The sequence below is a fragment of the Chryseobacterium sp. KBW03 genome (genome assembly GCF_003852415.1).
Taxonomy (GTDB): domain Bacteria; phylum Bacteroidota; class Bacteroidia; order Flavobacteriales; family Weeksellaceae; genus Chryseobacterium; species Chryseobacterium viscerum.
The window spans coordinates 359863-378782 of sequence record NZ_QAJO01000005.1 but is presented as its reverse complement, the minus strand read 5'-3'; the positions used below and the strand labels follow the sequence as shown (position 1 = coordinate 378782).

General features: G+C 35.9%; 12 protein-coding genes. 4 read left to right on the top strand and 8 right to left on the bottom strand.

Translation table 11 applies throughout. The annotated features are described in order from the left end of the window. Positions 1-59 precede the first annotated feature (59 nt). Entirely contained in the window at positions 60-1661 is a 1602-nt protein-coding gene (gene gldJ / locus DBR39_RS13190) for a gliding motility lipoprotein GldJ (protein WP_103232928.1), read from the top strand. Positions 1662-1816: 155 nt separating this feature from the next. Continuing rightward, on the top strand, positions 1817-3088 hold the full coding sequence (locus DBR39_RS13185) for a UDP-N-acetylmuramoyl-tripeptide--D-alanyl-D-alanine ligase (RefSeq protein ID WP_124533793.1): 1272 nt from the start codon (positions 1817-1819) through the stop codon (positions 3086-3088). A gap of 109 nt (positions 3089-3197) precedes the next feature. Here the strand turns inward: DBR39_RS13185 and DBR39_RS13180 are convergent, their stop codons facing one another. Next, positions 3198-3809: an NUDIX hydrolase gene (locus DBR39_RS13180; RefSeq protein ID WP_124533791.1), complete on the bottom strand. Its 612-nt coding sequence runs from the start codon at positions 3807-3809 to the stop codon at positions 3198-3200. Positions 3810-3845: 36 nt separating this feature from the next. On the opposite strand from DBR39_RS13180, the gene DBR39_RS13175 reads away from it, so the two are divergent. Then, positions 3846-4235: an SRPBCC family protein gene (locus DBR39_RS13175; RefSeq protein ID WP_124533789.1), complete on the top strand. Its 390-nt coding sequence runs from the start codon at positions 3846-3848 to the stop codon at positions 4233-4235. Between the two features lie 237 nt (positions 4236-4472). Here the strand turns inward: DBR39_RS13175 and DBR39_RS13170 are convergent, their stop codons facing one another. The 7 genes from DBR39_RS13170 to mdlD all read right to left on the bottom strand — a co-directional run bounded on the left by DBR39_RS13170 (position 4473) and on the right by mdlD (position 17291). After that, positions 4473-7862, bottom strand: coding sequence for a DUF6443 domain-containing protein (locus tag DBR39_RS13170; protein ID WP_124533787.1), 3390 nt, complete (start codon positions 7860-7862; stop codon positions 4473-4475). Positions 7863-7924: 62 nt separating this feature from the next. After that, positions 7925-10669: a hypothetical protein gene (locus tag DBR39_RS13165; RefSeq protein ID WP_124533785.1), complete on the bottom strand. Its 2745-nt coding sequence runs from the start codon at positions 10667-10669 to the stop codon at positions 7925-7927. Positions 10670-10678: 9 nt separating this feature from the next. Further along, entirely contained in the window at positions 10679-12223 is a 1545-nt protein-coding gene (locus DBR39_RS13160) for a T9SS type A sorting domain-containing protein (protein ID WP_124533783.1), read from the bottom strand. Positions 12224-12814: 591 nt separating this feature from the next. Further along, a complete protein-coding gene (locus DBR39_RS13155) occupies positions 12815-13858 on the bottom strand; it encodes an anhydro-N-acetylmuramic acid kinase (protein ID WP_124533781.1) in 1044 nt (347 codons plus the stop codon). Between the two features lie 11 nt (positions 13859-13869). After that, entirely contained in the window at positions 13870-14460 is a 591-nt protein-coding gene (gene lptC, locus DBR39_RS13150) for an LPS export ABC transporter periplasmic protein LptC (protein ID WP_103232933.1), read from the bottom strand. A 1-nt stretch (position 14461) separates the two neighbouring features. Next, positions 14462-15775, bottom strand: a complete 1314-nt coding sequence (locus tag DBR39_RS13145; protein ID WP_124533779.1) for a hypothetical protein — start codon at positions 15773-15775, stop codon at positions 14462-14464. Positions 15776-15971: 196 nt separating this feature from the next. Next, the gene (gene mdlD / locus DBR39_RS13140) at positions 15972-17291 is read right to left on the bottom strand and encodes an NAD(P)-dependent benzaldehyde dehydrogenase MdlD (RefSeq protein WP_124533777.1); all 1320 of its coding nucleotides are present in this window, start codon (positions 17289-17291) and stop codon (positions 15972-15974) included. Positions 17292-17543: 252 nt separating this feature from the next. On the opposite strand from mdlD, the gene DBR39_RS13135 reads away from it, so the two are divergent. Beyond that, a complete protein-coding gene (locus DBR39_RS13135; RefSeq protein ID WP_103232936.1) occupies positions 17544-18662 on the top strand; it encodes an ATP-binding protein in 1119 nt (372 codons plus the stop codon). Positions 18663-18920: the final 258 nt, after the last annotated feature.

Below are 18920 nucleotides of genomic sequence, written 5' to 3'. Positions count from 1 at the left end.
TACTTGATTTATTGAATAATTTATTTTTTCTTTGTACTTTGAAAATATTTATATCAACTATGAAAAAACTAAAGTTGTTTTCATTAATAGCATTAAGTTCTACACTTGCATTAACCAGCTGTGGCGGATCAGGAACCAGCAAGGGTGGCGGTACCAAAAAATTTGTCAGCAAAACAGGTTGGAAACCAAACGAAAAACAAGGTTGGTTTTTTGCAGGAAAGCAACAGAAGCAGAAGGGGTGGCCTGGAATGGTATATGTAGAAGGTGGAACTTTTACGATGGGATTAGTGAAAGATGATGTTATGCACGATTGGAATAACACACCTCGCAGAATGCAGGTAAGTTCATTCTTTATCGGTGAAACTGAAATTACTAACTACGAATACCGCGAATACCTGACATGGTTGAAGTATGTATTCCCACCAAGTGACCCGAGTTTTAAGGAGATCTATAACGGTGCTTTACCTGATACCTTATTATGGGACAACAAATTAGCTAGAAACGATTATAACGAAACGTATTTGCGTTCTCCGGAATTCGATTACTATCCAGTTGTAGGAGTTTCTTGGACACAGGCAAACAGATACTGTGAATGGCTGACAGACAGAGCGAACGAAAAAGCTTTGATGCAGTCTGGTATTATTGCTAAAGATTTGTATATCAACGAATCCAATAACCAAGGAGGTACTGCATTCAACATGGATAAATTCAAATCGAATGATCCTGAAATGCAAGGATATATTAATGAGAAAAGAATGCAGCAAAAAACTGGGATGAAAACTACAAACCAGAGATTGCTTGCAGCCAACAGAGCTCCAAATTCTGCAATGGTACAGAAGTTCAGACTTCCTACTGAAGTAGAATGGGAATATGCAGCTCTTGGTATGGCTAAAACCAGAGAATATAACCAATACTTAGGTAAAAAACCTGAAATCGAAAGATTAAGAGGTACTAAAGGAAGAGACAGAGGAATGTTCCTTGAAAACTTCAAAATGGGTAAAGGGGATTATTCTGGTATCTCAGGATGGAAGAACGATGGTTCTGCACAAACTTCTGATGTAAGAAAGTATCCATCTAATGATCTTGGTGTTTATGGTATGTTCGGTAACGTTTCAGAATGGACTGCTGACGTTTACAGACCTATCATTGATGAGGATTACAGTGATTTCAACTACTATAGAGGAAACATGCCTCAAGCTATCGTAAGAAACGGTGACGGAACTTATAAAATGATCGACGAAGGTAGTATCAAATATGATACTTTAGCTGACGGAAGATTAGTTTATAAAGGACTTCCTGGACAATTCGAAAGACAGACTATCGCTGACTACAGAAATTACAGAGATGGTGACAGACAATCTTCTTTAGAATATTACAGAGCTTCAGATTCTGCTGCAGGATTTGATATGTACAACGCTCCTAAAACAAGTTTCGTTGTAGATGGAACGGGTAGAGTGAAACTACAGAAAGATACTAAAGAAAGAACTTCTGGAATTTCTAACGAGGTTAGAGTAGTAAAAGGAGGTTCTTGGCAGGATACAGCGTATTGGCTGGACCCGGGACAAAGAAGATATAAAAATCAAAACAGAGCTTATGGTTGGGTAGGATTCCGTGTTGCACAGGATTCTAGAACAAACGATAAGAGTAGAACTAGAAGATAATATTTATCAAAAAATACTTATAAAAAACCTTCCGGATTTCCGGAAGGTTTTTTTATTTTTGAACCATGAAATCGCTTTGATTAAAAAGTCTAAAATACTCATATAGATTTGGCGATTGCATGTGACCTCTTTAAAAAATATATATATATTTCCACATGAATATAGAACAGTTTTATCCTTTATTTCTGCAGGCCGCAAAGGTGACTATTGATAGCAGAAAAATAGCAGAGAATGATATTTTCTTTGCCTTTTCCGGTGAGAATTTCAATGCGGCTACTTTAGCAGAAAAAGCCATAGATGATGGAGCTTTGGCAGTAATTGTTGAGCTTCCGGAATTTGAAAACAGAGATAAAAATATTTTCTATGTTCCGTCTACCCTTGAGTTTTTACAGCAGCTCTCTCTCTATCACAGAAGCAGGCTTGCCATTCCTTTTATCGGGCTTACAGGGAGTAACGGAAAGACTACTACAAAAGAATTGATTCATGCTGTTCTTTCAGAAAAGTTTAATGTTCAGTATACATTCGGAAACCTGAATAACCATATCGGAGTTCCTTTGACGATCCTTTCCATTAAACCTGAACATGAGATGGCCGTCATTGAGATGGGAGCTAATCATCAGAAAGAAATTGAATTTCTGTGTACCATCTCACAACCTGATTTAGGATATATTACCAATTTTGGAAAAGCTCATTTAGAAGGATTCGGAGGATTCGAAGGAGTGATCAAAGGGAAGTCTGAACTATATGATTATCTTAAAAACAATCATAAAACCATTGTTGTTAACGAAAATGATCCTATCCAGGTTGAGAAAACAGAAGATTATTCCCCTAAAATTACCTTTGGAAAAGATGCATCCGATTATAATTTTGAATCTTTTTCGGAAGAACATTTTGTAGGATTAGCTTATCAGGGAGTAAAAGCTGTTTCAAAACTGACAGGAGAATACAATTTTACCAATCTTTGTGCAGCCGCAAGTCTTGGTCTTCATTTCGGAATCAGTTTTGAGAAAATAAAACATGCTCTGGAATTGTATACGCCTACCAATATGAGATCTCAGGTGGTGAAAAAGGAGGGAAGAACTTTGGTTCTGGATACCTATAATGCCAACCCAAGTTCTATGACTGCTTCATTGAATAACTTTATCAGTTTTGAAGGCCGTAAAACCATTATTATCGGAGATATGCTTGAACTGGGAGATGAAAGCAAAAAAGAGCACCAAAACATCTTAAAACTGGCTCAGGATCTGAATTTCGATGAAATTATTACGGTAGGAAAGTATTTTAAGGCAGTTAATCCTTCAGATCTTGCTTTTGAAAATACAACAGTATTGATGGAATATTTAAAACAGAATAAAATTCAATCTGAAAACATATTGTTGAAAGGATCCAGAGGAATTGCCCTTGAGAAACTGATTGACTTTGTATAAACTTCAGAAATTGATGTAATGTACATCAAAAAATATAGCTGTAGGGGAGAACGGTTCGAATAGAAACATGAGTCTCCCTTTTCCAGCTTCCGGTTTTTTAATATTAAATTTATTTAATCTTTAAATCCCAGAATTCTTGTACAATGAGCTGAATATTTTTGAAGGTGCTCGGAAATACTTCATTCTCAATCTGTGATGTTGTTTTCCAGGCTACTTCAGTAATGCCCTCTTCTATCTGAGGCGTGGAAGTGTCTTCTCCATCGAAGCTCATTTCAAACCAATGGGTGCATTTTAAGATTTTCTCACCATTTCTTTCTATATAAATATGATAGGTGGTATTGATGAACTTTAGAAGTTCAACATCTTTCAGACCGGTTTCTTCTTCTATTTCACGTACTGCAGACTCTTCTCTGGATTCTCCTTTTTCCATTTTCCCCTTGGGAAGATCCCACTTACCAAGTCTTTTAATGAAAAGAATCTTACCTTCAGGATTATTGACAAGCCCTCCTGCTGCTTCTATAATTCTGAAAAGCTTTTGGAATTCCTGCCAGATTTCGTCCAAATTCTCACCATATACATTCAGTTCCTGCACAGAAGTATTCTCCAAAAGATCAAGAGCGATCTCTAAAGTCGTATAATTTTCATACCCAAGCTTTTTTTCAAGTTCTTCAGGATGCTTAGATATTAATAATTTTTTTTCGTTGATAAAAACTTTATACATTTGTAAGAGTTAAGAATTTAAATACAAAAATAAAAAATGAATTTAGAAGGACGAAAGATTATTGTCAATAAATCATCTAAAGAGCTTACCGAATTGCTAAAATCACCTGAAAATTACAAAGATTTTATGCCGGATGGTCTTCAAAAGTTTGAAACAAGAGATAACGGATTTAAATTTGGATTACAGGGAATGCCGGAAATCGCGTTAAAAATAGATGAAGTAGATGATCAAAAGGCTGTTTTAAGATCTGCAAGTTCAAGCTTGGATTTTACATTAACAGCAACTTTAAACCCAATTAGTGAAAACCAGACTGAAGTTCAGATGTTGTTTGAAGGGAAATTTAATCCTTTCATCAAAATGATGGTAGAAAAACCATTACAGAACTTTATCAATACGCTTACCGATAAGATCGAAGCTTATAAATAATAAAGAGGCTGTCCTTTTTGGACAGCCTCTTCTATCATCAGATATATTTTATATTATTCTTTGTTAGATTTTTTAAGAAAAAACCTATAGTAAATATATACTATTACAAATAGTATTATAGAAACAAGAGACACTAGATTAGTGTTGTCTAAATTAAATACTACATTGATGACAAAAAATGTCAAAAGATAAATTACTATGAATGTAATTATAGAACCTATTAATAATCTCATATTTTTAAGGTTTAATTGCTTTAATATGTACATTTGAATTACTTGGATTATTTACATTAACATATCCTGTAAATTTATAAGGGAATTCAAAAATTGAAAACCCTCCCGAAACTCCGTTTTTGGAAAATGAAAAGTCTAATAATTTCAAAGTTCCATAAGTTTCGAAAAATATATAATTTCCTCTTACTGTATAAATAGGTTCTTCTTCCATACTTCCATTTACGTTTTCATTCCAAGAATCAAGCGGACTCCAATTATCATTCAGGTTCGTATGCATTTTAATATCAGAAACTATAGTTTTACCATCTTTTACTTCATAATCATATGATATTGAAAACTTACCTGTAAAATTTCTAATTTTTCCTGAAAGTGTTACTTTTTGTTGGCTTTTTTCTTTATCTCCAGGACCTTCCTTATCAGAATTAAATTTTGTAAAATCAATTCCTTTGAAATATTCTTTTCCAGGCTCAGCTAGATAAGCCATAATATTTCTAAACTCCTGTGTTTCCCCAAATGTTGGAAGGTTTCCTGCAATTGGGCCACCACCACGTCCAACTCCTGTTGGTCCCGTTCTGTCTCCCCTTTCTCCTGTAATACCCATCCACCATCCTGAGTTCGGATGTGGAGGAACTATATTGCTGGCTTCATTAGGTACCATTGCTTTTCTTCCGTCAGGATCTATAAAGCTGACAGGATTGTTTAAAGCGTAAGCATATGGTGAGAACCTTCTTGATGTTTCTGCCAAAGGATCTATCACTCCCCATCGGCCGATGTCAGACATGTACATTCTGGCACCGTAATCATTCCAGCCGGTTTCTTTTTGTACTTCCTTACCATTGTATTGGTAATTATATGATGGGTTACCTACTGCATGATTGTATCCTATATGCTTTAATCCGAAAGCGTAGTAATTGCTTTCTTCAAGAGCTTCTGCGCTGCCACTGGTATTTTTAAAATAGCTTAGACGTACATTTCCCAGATGGTCGGTATAGCTGTAAATATACTTATTATTTTCAAAATTATAATAGCCCTCAGCAGTGGGAACAAACTTTAATTCCAGAGCCGGCGGAGTACTGCTTACGATATCATCTCCTTCATACTGAAACCCATCCAGATAGTCTGTAATATTGGCTGTTTCAAATTGGGCTCTTCCTGTTCCATACGTATAGACTTTTCTCAACTTTGTACCATCTGCACGATAGGTATATCTGGTATTGACATTGTAAAGCACTGAAGTATCATGCGATCTGTACTCCGTATCAAACTTTACATAATCCGGAAGATTCAGGAAGTTATAATCTATCTGCAAGACTCCTTTATCGATATGGTTTGTCATATTTCCGTTATCATCATAGGAAATGGTATTTCCCGATGCATCAGGATAACCGCTGTAGTTGGTAGAAGTATCTGTAACAGTATTTAATCTGTTTCCGGTATAATTATAAGTAAGATCATCCATAAGGGATGCCATCCCGAACATTCCGGTATTTCTCTTGAGGGAAGTAATATTGCTGTTCATATCATATCCTATCGTTTCATTATAGAAACCATTCTGCGGAACTGAAGCTCCGGGCTCGGAATACACTGCTTTTTTAAGTCTGTTCAGTCCGTCATATTCGTAGGTATACCTTCTCAATATATTATCATTGGCTGTCTTCCAGTCTACTTCTCCAACAGTTCCATTATATTTTGATGTAGTTCCAGACGGGTTGGTATATTTCAGTTCATATCCAAATAATTTTCCATTAAGACTGGCAGGATTATTCACTTTAATAACAGAACCTCTAATGTCATAAGCGTAATCAATATTCTGCAGATTATTTCCTACCTTTTTATTGTAAAGCTGGGATAACTCGTTGTAACTGTTCTCTGCTAAAAGCTCCTGCGGTTGGCTATTCACCTGATGCCATTGTTTTTTTAGTCTGTTTTGAACATCGTATTCAAAAGACTGAGTAATTACTTTCTCTGTATCTGAAGAAAGTCTTTTATGATAGACTTTTGACTGCTTCGTAACCCCGGCAAAATCAAGTTCTGTTTCGGTTTTGGTATACCCTCCCAGATGATTGATAGAATAGGTTCCGATAGCTCTTCCTCTGTCATCATAATACACATAGTTTTTCGTCCAGTTATCATCTTCGATATTTTTAACCAGGCTTATTACCGGAAGATTTTTAGTATTCACACTGGTATTCTGAATGTCTGAAATAACAGGTGTTCCTAATATCGCTGCCGGGAATGCAGGATTGAAGCTATATTGGGGATAAGTATCATAATAATTTACGGACAGTAGCTTTACCCAAACCACATTGGGATAGGTTTGATCGGGATCATAAAAAACATCCATACCTTCCCGGTTGAAGAATGGAAAATCAGTTCTTTTGACATTGTTGGTGGGAAAATTATTAGCTAAGCCCTGTTCAGAAGCTCTTGTTCCTCCGGAAGAAATTCCGGTAAAGGCTACTCTTCCAAACTGGTCGTATTTGGTGTACAGCCATTGTCCTTTTTTCTTTAATTCAGTATCCTGAGTACCCACCAGTCTGTCCTGCTTGTCGTAGATCATGTATTCCCAGCCTTTACCCGGAAGCTTTTTTTCTATCATTCTCCCTTGCCCATCATATTGATATTGGTAACAAAGATTATCTAAGGCTGTCTGATCCGGTGCAGCATCTTTTACAGCCAAAGGAGGAATTACATAAGCCAACTGACCATATTCATTATATACATAGTAGGTATCTACGTCTTTGGTACCGTCATTCTTTCTTACCAAAATAACCTGTCCCAGGCCATTGGTAAACTCAATGGTAAGATTTCCATCAGCATCTGTTACGGTATTCTTGTATAGTGTATTGGCAGAATATTTCCCTTTGTAAATCACAGAACCGGAAGTAGGTGCACCAAACCATATCACTTCTCCTGTGGTATTGGCAGCATAGGTAAACTTTGAAGGATGAAGAGTCCATTCGTTTCCTATGGGGGTAACTTGTTTTACTTTGCTTGTTGGGGCATTTTCTAAAACTTTTTCTCCATAGATCCTTTCATTTCCGTAAATAGCCGTGGCATTATTTAACGGGGCATTATAGATGGCCCCTCCCTGGGTTCCCGGTTGAGGAACCGGAAGATAGTTTTTGGTCTGTCTTCCAAACTCATCATAAACAATTGGCATTACAATATCTTTTCCTGATGGGGTTGCTTTCACATCAATGGTCTGTATGACTCTTCCTAACCCATCAAAATACTGAATAGACTGAGCTTGTCTGGCATTAGGACTGGAAGAGGTTACTTTTTCCAGATAGGTTCTGGTCTGTATATAATTTTCCGTAGTACTCGGACTTGTTTGTGCATACAATGATCCTGCTACAAACAATATGCTGAATATGTTTAAAATTCTTTTCATAATTTCTTAGATAATAAGGGTTAAAAGCTTTGGTGTATGTTTTAAATATTCACTCATCACTTTTAATGTTTGTAGTTATATTCGTATTCTTTCAGGATGTTACCGTCTTTATCTTCAAGCCTCTGTAATCTGTTGGAATTATCATACTTATACACTATTCTTATTCCGTTAGGAGATGTAACCGAGGTTGTTCCGATAAGCGGATCATAGGTATAGGTCGTAATGGAATAATCTTTCATTGCAGGATCTTTTCTTAAATTTTCCAAAGCAATAATCAAATCAGGCTCATTAGCAGGATTAGAGGCATCAGCATCAGAGGCAGCAATGGCTGTTGTAACAGCCGTAAGAGCTGCAATCTGATTGTAAGATGCTCCTGTAATTTTTGCAATCGGCTGAGTTCCGTTATATCCATAAATAATAGCAGTAGGAATTCCTGATTTTGAAATAACTTCTCTTGGATTTCCTTTGCCATCATAATTATTAATGGTAGTTTCTGTTGTGGGAGCCAAGCTCTTAACATCATAAGAAACTACTGAGCTGGGATACAGATTCGCAGGATTATCAAATTTAGTTTCTGACTTTGCGACCAGCTGTCCGTCTACTTTGGTTTCTGTCTGCAAAGGAGTAGTTAGCATACGGGCATTCATCAATTTGGTGCTGGCAACATCAGATGCATACCGTATTACTTTTTCCGTAATGATGCCTTCGGGAGAAGTCTCTTTTACCATTGAAGGTGCAAAATTATAAGGGCTATACAAAGTCTCGCTATTGCTTACAAGATTTGATGAGTTATCAAAGAAGGTTGTAGAAGTCACTTTTGCAGATTTTATCCAAGCTGCTTTTGAATTATATACAGAACAGGTGGAATACTGAGGCGCTCCGGGAATATCCTCCATCACATACTCTGTATTTTGTGAGCTTGTCATTATATTTTGCTGGTTATACACTTCTTGTTTATACAAAAGCCCGGTGGAGGTGATATTATAATAAGGTCGGAAGGAAGGTATGGATGAGGTGAAATCTTGAGGCATTTTAAAAGAATAGTTCGTATATCCCAAGTTATTGCCTGTGTCTCCATACATTTCTTTTACATTTTTATATAGTATGATTCCGTTATCATAAAATTCACTATTCCCATGACAGTTTTCAGAAGTATAAGACCCTCCGCTGGAATCATTAGGGTTCAAAAATGAGTTATATTCATATTTGGTTGTCTTTTTCAATGCATTATTGCTGTCAAAATGCTGAATACTTGCGATTCTTACCCCTGTGTTAACCTGTAATGTATTTCTATAAGGCATTGGTGCTGTAATAATGGTATGATATATTATGTTTCCATTTCCGAAGCCGGGGCTATTTCCTTGCCCTTTAATCTCAAAAGTATAATCACCTGGTGTCAGAAGGTATTTGCTACAGGTAGAAGTAACAGGCTGAATCTCTACACCAGATTTTTTAAGCTTAAAAGTAATTACATGGGGCATATGTACAGGATACTTATTATCATATATTTCATCATAAAAAAAACCTATATAATAAGCTTTTTCAGTATCTACGTGAAGGTTGTATACACTACTTTGATTTGTGTCAAAATAGATTGTCTCATCATTTAACTTTTGTAAATAGGGATTAGTCAAACTGCTGTTATTTAGCTGAAGTGAGCTGTTATCTTGATAAATTTCATTAAACTGAAAATTATAGATTGTATATCCCCCTTCAGGATGGATTATCTTATTCAAAGTGCGGTACTTGTATTCTGTAGTAGTATAACTAGTACAGATGTAATCTTTATTTCCAATATTCTGGTATTCTACAGACGATAAATCACTATATTCAAATGATCTTTTTTCAATACTTTCCTGATTGTTGTTTAATTTTTCCAAACTTTTCAGCTCTCTCTTGCTTCCACCGAAATACGAAAATTTATATTTGGAAATAAGCCTGTTTGATTTATCAAAAAGGGATGCACTATTTATTTTGTAGGGGTCATCGTATCCTTTTTCTTTTAAAGGCTCGTAGATATTTTCAAAACTAAGCTTTCCCAAATCTGTAGAAATTTCTTTTAGTTTACAGCTTTGGTATAGTAAAGTGGTACTTCCTTGTTTATTAATATTATCTTTTTGGTAGCTAAAAGTTGCAACTTCAATATTGCTTTCATCCAGAATTTTAGTAAGAAAGAAAGCAGATTTAAAGTAAAAGTTAGTTCCGTTCAAAGACTTGCTATAGTCTTCAAAAATATATTTGAACCCCTTTTCATCAGTAATTTTGAATGAATTCAAAACTAATGTTGCTGTATTAGCATCTCTTGTGTATTCAATTTTAATATTGTTGCCTGAAATATGGTTTAAAGTAAAGGTGTTGTTGGTGAGATCCCTGATAAAGGTAAACTTACCTGAGTTCCCGGGAATATTATAATAATACACATCATCAAATTGATTTTTCTTATAATCCGGTTTACTGGCATTATCATAAAATTCATCAACCTCGTTGTTTACAACACGGGATATACTTCCTCCACTGCCCAGGGACCATCCGATACCAACCTCACTACCGGGTTTATTCCCTGATGCATTAGCGACATGGTAACTCAAGCCGGTAGACATTTCCAATTGGCTATTGATAGTAGGTAAGCTAAATAAAGGTATTGATATATTAGGAACACCTGTTGATAGTGAAACAGGCGTATTCACATAAGAGGAGAAAGACGAAACCGAAGGAACTGGTTCTGGAGTATCTCCAAAATTTCTTTGTGCCTTTCCCATGCCAAAAATCAATATAGATAATGACAGTAATTTATGTATGGTTTTCATTATTGTGTTTTATTTCTTAATTAATTTGGCATTTGCTGTTTTGTTGGTATCCGTTTTTATCGTAATCAGATACGCTCCCTGAACCAAAGTCTGGGTATTGATCTTAGTCACTCTGTTCTTGGTTTTTATATTTTGCAGCTGTCTACCGCTCATATCATACAAGAGAATATCAGCATCTTTGAAATCAAAGCCAATTTCTACATAAGCATAATCAGAGACAGGGTTTGGATAGATTTTGATATCATACTTTTCAATTAACTGATCAACCTGCTTGTCTCCCAATTTCACAATCTTCCAGTTTTCTTTACCCAATTCTTCGGCACTTGTTCCGGCCAACACAATTGAACCATCTCTGTTGAGTTTTAAATCGGAAAGCCTTTCCTCTTTCTTCCTAGATTCTCCGGTGATATGCTTTCTCCACTGTTCATTGCCATTCTGATCCATGTACAGCATCCAGAAAGTTTCGTCATCGGTTTGTATCCTTCCTTCAGCCTGAGTATAGCCTCCCAATAAAATTCCTTTGGAAGATTTATCATCCGCAGAATGAATTACACTCATTCCCATTAAAATATCACGGTTCTTGAAGTTGTAGGATTTCTGCCATTGTTCTTCTCCTCTTTCGTTTAAAGATATCAGCCATAGATCTGTGCCTTCTTCTATACCTACCGTTTTGTTTCCTGATCTTTCCGACCTGGATTCTCCACCAATGATGAAACCACTAGAAGTTAAAGCCAATGTTCTCAAATGATCATCTGCTTTCCCTCCAAAGTTTTTTTCCCATTCCACTTTCGAGTTTTTATCAAGTTTTATTACCCAAAAGTCTCCTTCGCCATAATTTTCCGTTTTCTTTGTACCTCCGGCATTACTGCGTGAATATATTCCGAGCAGTGCACCACCATCGCGGGTTGGAATCATCTTCTCCACTTCGTCCAAGCCTTTTCCTCCTAAAATAAGCTGGGATAATTCTTTTCCGTCTTTGTCTAATTTGGTAATTAAAACATCTTTTGAACCATAACCTTTTGCAGCGTTTTGCACGTTACCAGCAACAAAGAATCCTAAATCCGTAGTTTGAATCACAGCTCTGGCTTCTTCATCGGCCGACGAGCCAATGGTTTTTTGCCAGATTTGGTCCCCAAATTCATTGATTCTAATCAGCCAGATGTCTGATCCTCCTTTGGAATCCTCTTTTTTATCCAGTCCTTTTCCTGAATAGGAGGTTCCCGCCAAAAGAAATCCACCATCCTGTGTTGTAACTGTTGCTGATAAATAATCATGATTGGATCCGGAAAAGTATTTTTCCCACACTTCATTTCCTTGTTGGTTGAGTTTTACCAAATGGAAATCATAACCGTTGTTTTGCTTACTTCCTGAAGTCTGCTGATTATTACTTTGAATAGAGCTTCCGGTGATCAGGTATTGTTGATCGATTGTAGTGGTAACCTGGCTTAAAAAATCCTGGGTAGAGGATTTGATATCTTTCTGCCATACCACTTCCTGGGCAGAGGTGCCCAAGACCGTGCATAAGGTGAATACACTGATATAGAATTTCTTCATTCTTGTATTATTGTTTTCTGAGTTATTAATTAGTTTATTTAAAACTTTTCGAATTTAACACTTTTTAATACATTGAAAAATATGTTTATGTCATTTAACATAAGCTATACTATTCTTAACTGAATATTCATTACAAATATCTAAATATGTGCTTTTCTGGTGTAAAATTATCTCTAAGCAGCGACAAAACTTGTCGTAAGATTTTTTAATTCATTGAATCCCTATTAAGTTTTTGAGATAGGTTTGTAATGTTTTACAAGTAGACAAAAAATACAATATTATAAGAATACAAAAATGTAGTATTTTATGGTTCCCTTTGTGGAAGTGAAATACATTGAAGAAAATAAAATCTCAGAATTAAAGGGAAGAATACTTATCGAATTAGGTAATTGGGTAAGAATATTTCGTGAAAAGAAAAAACTTTCACAAACATAAGCTGCTATGATGATAAGGAAGAATAGACAGGATCTTTATAAGATTGAAAATGGAAAGGTTACTTCCAGTATTTTCACTATTTCTGTTATAGCTTATGCACTTGATATTTCCTTAGCCGAGCTAGTAAATGAAATAAATCTATGAAAGTAAGTTTATCTATACGATGATTCCCGAGCAGTGATCATAGGAGCTTCCCGTTGCGGAAGACAATACATTCACCTCGTTATTTATTTTTAAAACACCCATAAAGGCGAAGATCAGAGCTTCCTTATAATCGATGATCTCTTTTTCAGGGATGATGACTTCGGATTTTGTTTTTGCTCTTATTTTTTCAATTAAAAAAGTGTTGTAAGCACCCCCTCCGGTGATAAGGATATCTTTTATATTGTTCTTATTGATGACATGAGCGATTTGCTGGGCACAGTGCTCAGTAAAAGTGGCAAGGGCATCTAAAATTTCGATATTCTCAAGAGCCGGAAATACATGTTGATGGCACCATTCTATTCCTAATGATTTCGGATGCGATTGCTGATAGAAATCTAAATTGTTAAGCTCATTAAGTAAAGCTTCATGTATTTTCCCTTTTTTCGCAAGTTCTCCATTTTCATCAAAGCTTTTATGGAGCTTCTTCGCTAAATGATTCAATACAATATTAACAGGAGCAATATCAAAAGCGATCCTTTTTCCGTCTGATTGTAAAGAAATATTGGAAAATCCACCAAGATTCAGACAAGCACTGTATTTTGAAAAAAGCAATTCATCACCTATCGGAACCAGTGGAGCTCCGTTTCCTTTCAGCAGGACATCCTGACTTCTGAAATCATAGATGACAGGTAATCCGGTTTCCAGCTTGATTGCTCTGCCGTCACCTATCTGCAGCGTAAATTTTCTCTGAGGCTGATGAAAAACGGTATGGCCATGGGATGCAATCAGATTGACATTTTCAAGCTGATGCTGATGAATAAATTCTTTAACCTGCTCTCCCAGATAAAAACCATATTCCGAATGCAGTTCCAGTAAGTCTTCAGCAGAAAGATGAATGGAGTTTTTGAGTCTGTTTTCCCAATCTTCAGAATAAGGTAATGTCTCGGATTTCAGGATTTGAAAGGTCCATTTGTCCTGTTTTTCAAATGCTGCAAGACAGATATCCAAACCATCCAGACTCGTCCCGGACATCAGTCCAATAGCAAGAGCTTTCATTCTTTTTGGATTTATTTTTTATTCTCGGAAATTCTTTTTGAACTGAAATCTCCTGAGTTGTTATAGAAGGTATATTCGGAAAAATCATCTTTAGCAGTCATTCCATTGGCACCCACTAGAGTAGAGCCGTCTTCCATGGTAACATACACCGTATCTTTAGTATAGATTCTGTTCTTTCTTTGATCCCAATAAATACTCTGCATCGCAAATCTCTGCCCTTCATTGGTTTTTATTCTTACATCACCTTTGGCTTCGTAGAATTTTTTGTATTCAAAGATTCTGGCATATTTGGCTGTAATCCTTCCCGGAACTTTAGGTTTCTTTTTATCAAAAAACTCAATATCAATTCCTTTTCTGGCTACAACATACGGGCTGTCGATAAGCTCATACTTTTCAATGATCGGTGCTTTGGCTTTTAAAGTGACAAAACCAGAGTCACGCTGTATAATATTGGCGTTGTTGATAATCTGTGAAGGGAAGTTTTTACTTTGACTGCCATTTCTTTTGGTAAGATCCTCTTCACAGGATGTCAATATAAAAAATATAGCACAACTAAAAAGGCATGCTATATTTTTATATGATATTTTTTCTGAAAAATTCATTCTAGTTATAAAGAGTCTTTCTGAACCATTTATCAGCAAAATTAAAGCCGATTTTCAGGTTGATGAAATTCTGATTGATCAGGTTGTTGCTAAGAGTTCCTCTTTTTCCAACTTCTACTCCTATTTCAAGACCACTCATTCTGGTGATACTGCTGTTTTTGAATGGAAGCATTACCCCTCCTGAGATACCGAATTTGTTGATGCTCGTTCCATCCAGATTAAGATTTCCTCTTTCATAGAAAGCCCCATATCTATAGACTACCCTTGAGAAGTAGCTTCTGAAGTTGTTATAGTTAGGAAGATACCATCCACCGGCAGAAATTCTGTAGGTATCCTGGAAATCAAAAGTTTTACCAAAATAAGCGATGTTTTCTCCTTTTTTATAGTCAACCTGCCCGGATACAAACCAATGGTTTTCACTTCCATATCCAACCCCTACAGATGCCTGTAATGGAAGAAGGTTTTTAGATTTTGTATCCTGCTGTTCTATAATTGTTTCTGATCCGCTAACCTTTGTCGTTTCCTGAGCATCAGAATATCTGTAGGTACTGTTGATATACTCAGTAGTCATATTACTCGTGTTACCAAATGTAGCAGTAGCCCCTACTGTAAACTTCTTGTCAGTACGTGTATTTAAAGTCTGATAACTTGTACCAAGGGTAAAGTTAAAGTTTCTGATTCTGTTTTTCGTCTGATAACCATTCACATATTCACCAGCATAACTACCAGTGGCAGCATTATAAGCACGGAATTCGTTAAGGTCACTAAGATCTCCAAAATAAAGGTTGGCTCTTGCCCCCACAGAAAGTTCCTGATTGATTTTATAAGAAACTGCTACCTGTGCGGTGTTCAAAGTTCCGCTTCCTTTAAAGTTATTTTTATAAAGAGGAGTCTTATCTTCAGCAAACTGTTCAGTTACGATATCGTAGCTTTTAGAACTGTATGGCTGATAAGAGATTCCCATTTTTACTTTTGAAGATAACGGAAATGCCAACGAAATACTGGAAAGGTACGTAGAATGCTTTGTAGATTTCATATCGTTAAAGTTCGATTTGAAATAATTGTTTTCATTGGTAGCCTCCAATCTGATACTCGTAAGTTCGAAATTGGCATTGTTTGCCGGGTTGGCAAAATTGAAACTACTGGTAAAATCACTGATAAAAGCAGTGGATATACCTCCCATAGAAGCAGTTTCGATCGTATTATCATATTTCACATCTCCAATTCCATAAGTTGCATAAGGTGAGTTGCTTAGACTCTGTGCGTTCAGAAAATATCCAACTGATATGAATGATACTACAAAGATTTTTTTCATTCTTTATTTTTAAAATAATGCGCAAATATCTTAAATATTAATGAATTGTAAAAATTATATGTGGTTAAAGTTTGTTAAGGGCCTTCCTTTAAAAGAAAAATGCAAATTTTTATCAATAAAAATAGTAATTCTGCTATACAAAAAAGACTGTTCTATGATGAACAGTCTCGGTTTATACAGAGTATTATCTCTATTATTATTTTACCTGAAGAACAGAACGGCTGTGACTAAAACTTTCAAAGCTGAATTTACCATGATATTTTCCCATTCCTGAAGTTCCCACCCCTCCAAAAGGCAAATAGTGAGAACCAACATGGATAATCGTACTGTTGATTTCCGCATCTCCGCTAGTCGTATGATTGAGAACGTAATCTGCAAACTCCTGATTTTCCGTGAAAACATATAAAGCCAATGGTTTAGGACGATTATTGATTTCTTCCAAAGCCTCTTCAATATCATTATACGTCATAATAGGAAGGATAGGACCGAAAATTTCCTGCTGCATAACTTGATCATCCCAGGTAACATTATCCATTACTGTAGCTTCAAAATGACGGGTTTCAAGGTCATAATGCCCCCCATAGACCACCTTTTCAGGAGCTGCTTCCAGGTAACCTGCAAGGTGTTTAATCTGGTTTTGACTTACAATTTTTCCGATTTTTCCTAAAGAATTACCTTCATAAGTGGTTTCTAAGTTTGCTTTAAACTTTTCGATAAATGCATCTTTTATAGATTCATGGATGTAAATATAGTCTGGGGCAACACATGTCTGACCACAGTTGATCCATTTTCCATACGATATTCTGGCCACTGCTTTATCCAGATCTGCATCCTTATGAACAATAGTTGGAGATTTTCCTCCAAGTTCCAGAGCCAATGGAATTAATTGTTCTGCAGCTGCTTTCATCACGATTTTTCCAACATTCGGACTTCCTGTAAAGAAGATATAATCAAAAGGGAAGCTCAATAAGAGAGTGTTTTCCTCAATAGCTCCCTGAATAACCGCTACATAAGATTCGTCAAAAGATTCATTGACAATTTGCTCAAGAACTTTTGCAACATGTGGCGTATTTTCCGAAGGTTTTATAATCGCCGTATTTCCTGCAATCAGAGCTCCGATAAGCGGACTGAATGTCAGCTGAACAGGGTAGTTGAATGGGCCAATAATATAAGTAACGCCGTAAGGCTGATAGGTTATCTTGCTCTCAACTTCTGCTCCTGACGGATGTGGTTTTGAAAGTACCGGAGTCGGTTTTGCCCACTCATCAATATTCTCAAGAAGATAATCAAGTTCACTGATGACAATTTGAATTTCCACATATTCTGCTTCCTTTCTGCTTTTCCCCAAATCGATGGATAAAGCTTCGCAAAGATCATCTGTATGCTGTAAAAATACGTCACGGAATTTTCTTAACTGGGTCTTTCTGAATTCAATATCTTTTGTCTGATTCGTTTTGAAAAAAGCCTTCTGTTCCTGAAATACACTTTTTATTTTTTGTTCTAAATCTTTATTCATTGGTTGGTGATTTTACTATTAGAGTATACGTTGAAATGGTAATGTAATTTACGAGAAATTTTACTTCGCAAATATATTGGTTAAAATTAAATTTTACACAATTTAATTTTTAATTTTATTCTAATAAGATTATTGATATTACCTATCATATAATAGATATTCTGAACCTTCAAGAATAAATGATCTGTAGGTTTATGCATTTTAAGCAGACTTAATTTTATAAATTGAGATAAGATTTTTTATCTTTGAAACATGAATTGGGAGAACATCGCCGGACAGACGAATCTGAAAAAACTTCTTAGAGAAAGCATTGCCGAAAACAGAGTGAGCCATGCCCAACTTTTTGTAGGCAAGGAGGGATACGGAACTCTACCTATGGTATTGGCCTATGCACGGGAAATTTTAAGTCAGGAAAATGAACATGCTGCAGCGAAAGTAGAGCATCTCAATCACCTGGACCTGCATTTCAGCTTTCCGGTTTTTACAGATAATAAAAATTCTTTAAGCAAGAATAAATTTGAAGAGTTCAGAGAAATGATACTGGCTTCTCCTTATGCAAGCTATGATGACTGGACGGCTTTTTTAGAATCTGAAAATAAACAGCTTTTTATTTCAGCGGATGAGATTGATGATCAAAATCAAAAATTCTCGCTAAAAAGTTATGAAGGAGGAACGAAAATCCTCATTGTCTGGAGAGCTGATAAAATGAATATTGCCGCTTCCAACAAGTTTTTGAAATTTTTGGAAGAACCGCCAGCCAAAACGATCATTCTTCTTACTGCAGAAAGTACAAACGATATACTTCCTACCATTCTTTCCAGAACGCAGGTGGTAGAAATCCCAAGAATCACTGATGAAGATATTGAGAGTCACCTTAAAACGAAATTATCTGTTTCGGAGGATAAAATAAGAGAAATTGTTCATGAAGCACAGGGAGATCTGAATGATGCTGTAAAGCTTCTTAATTCGGGAGACAAAACCAACGAATTTGAAAAACTTTTTGTACAATGGGTGAGAGATGCCTTTATGGTGAAAAAGAAACCGGAGTATCTTAGGAGCATTATTCTTTGGGCGAGAGAAATTGCAGGATGGAACAGGGAAAAACAGAAGAATTTCCTGAATTACTGTTCTGAAATTTTCAGATTGGCACTCCTTCAGAATTATCAGTCCGAAAATCTGGTATATAAAAAGATCAATGCCAATGGCTTCAACTGGGCAGGATTTTCGAAATTCATCAGCGGAGCCAATATTGAAAGTATATTAGAAGAAATCAATACCGCAGATCTGCATCTGACCCGAAACGGAAATCCTAAAATTGTATGGACCGATCTGGGCATCAAATTATCAAGATATATTCACAAAAGCACATAAAAAACTCCGGTAACATTACCGGAGTTTTTGTTTTTTATAAAGGACTTGTACTAAGTTTTTTTATTTTTTCCTGAGCATAATCCGATGTAAAAAAAATGACCGCTGCAATTGAAATTATTTTTTTTATGATCTCAATTTTTAAGGTTGATCAATGTAATTCTTTTTTAATTCATTTCCGTAATCTCAGATAAACAGAGATATTACTGCGGTTTCTTTTTATAAACATGGGATTGTCTGTTGTTCTTACATGTAATTATA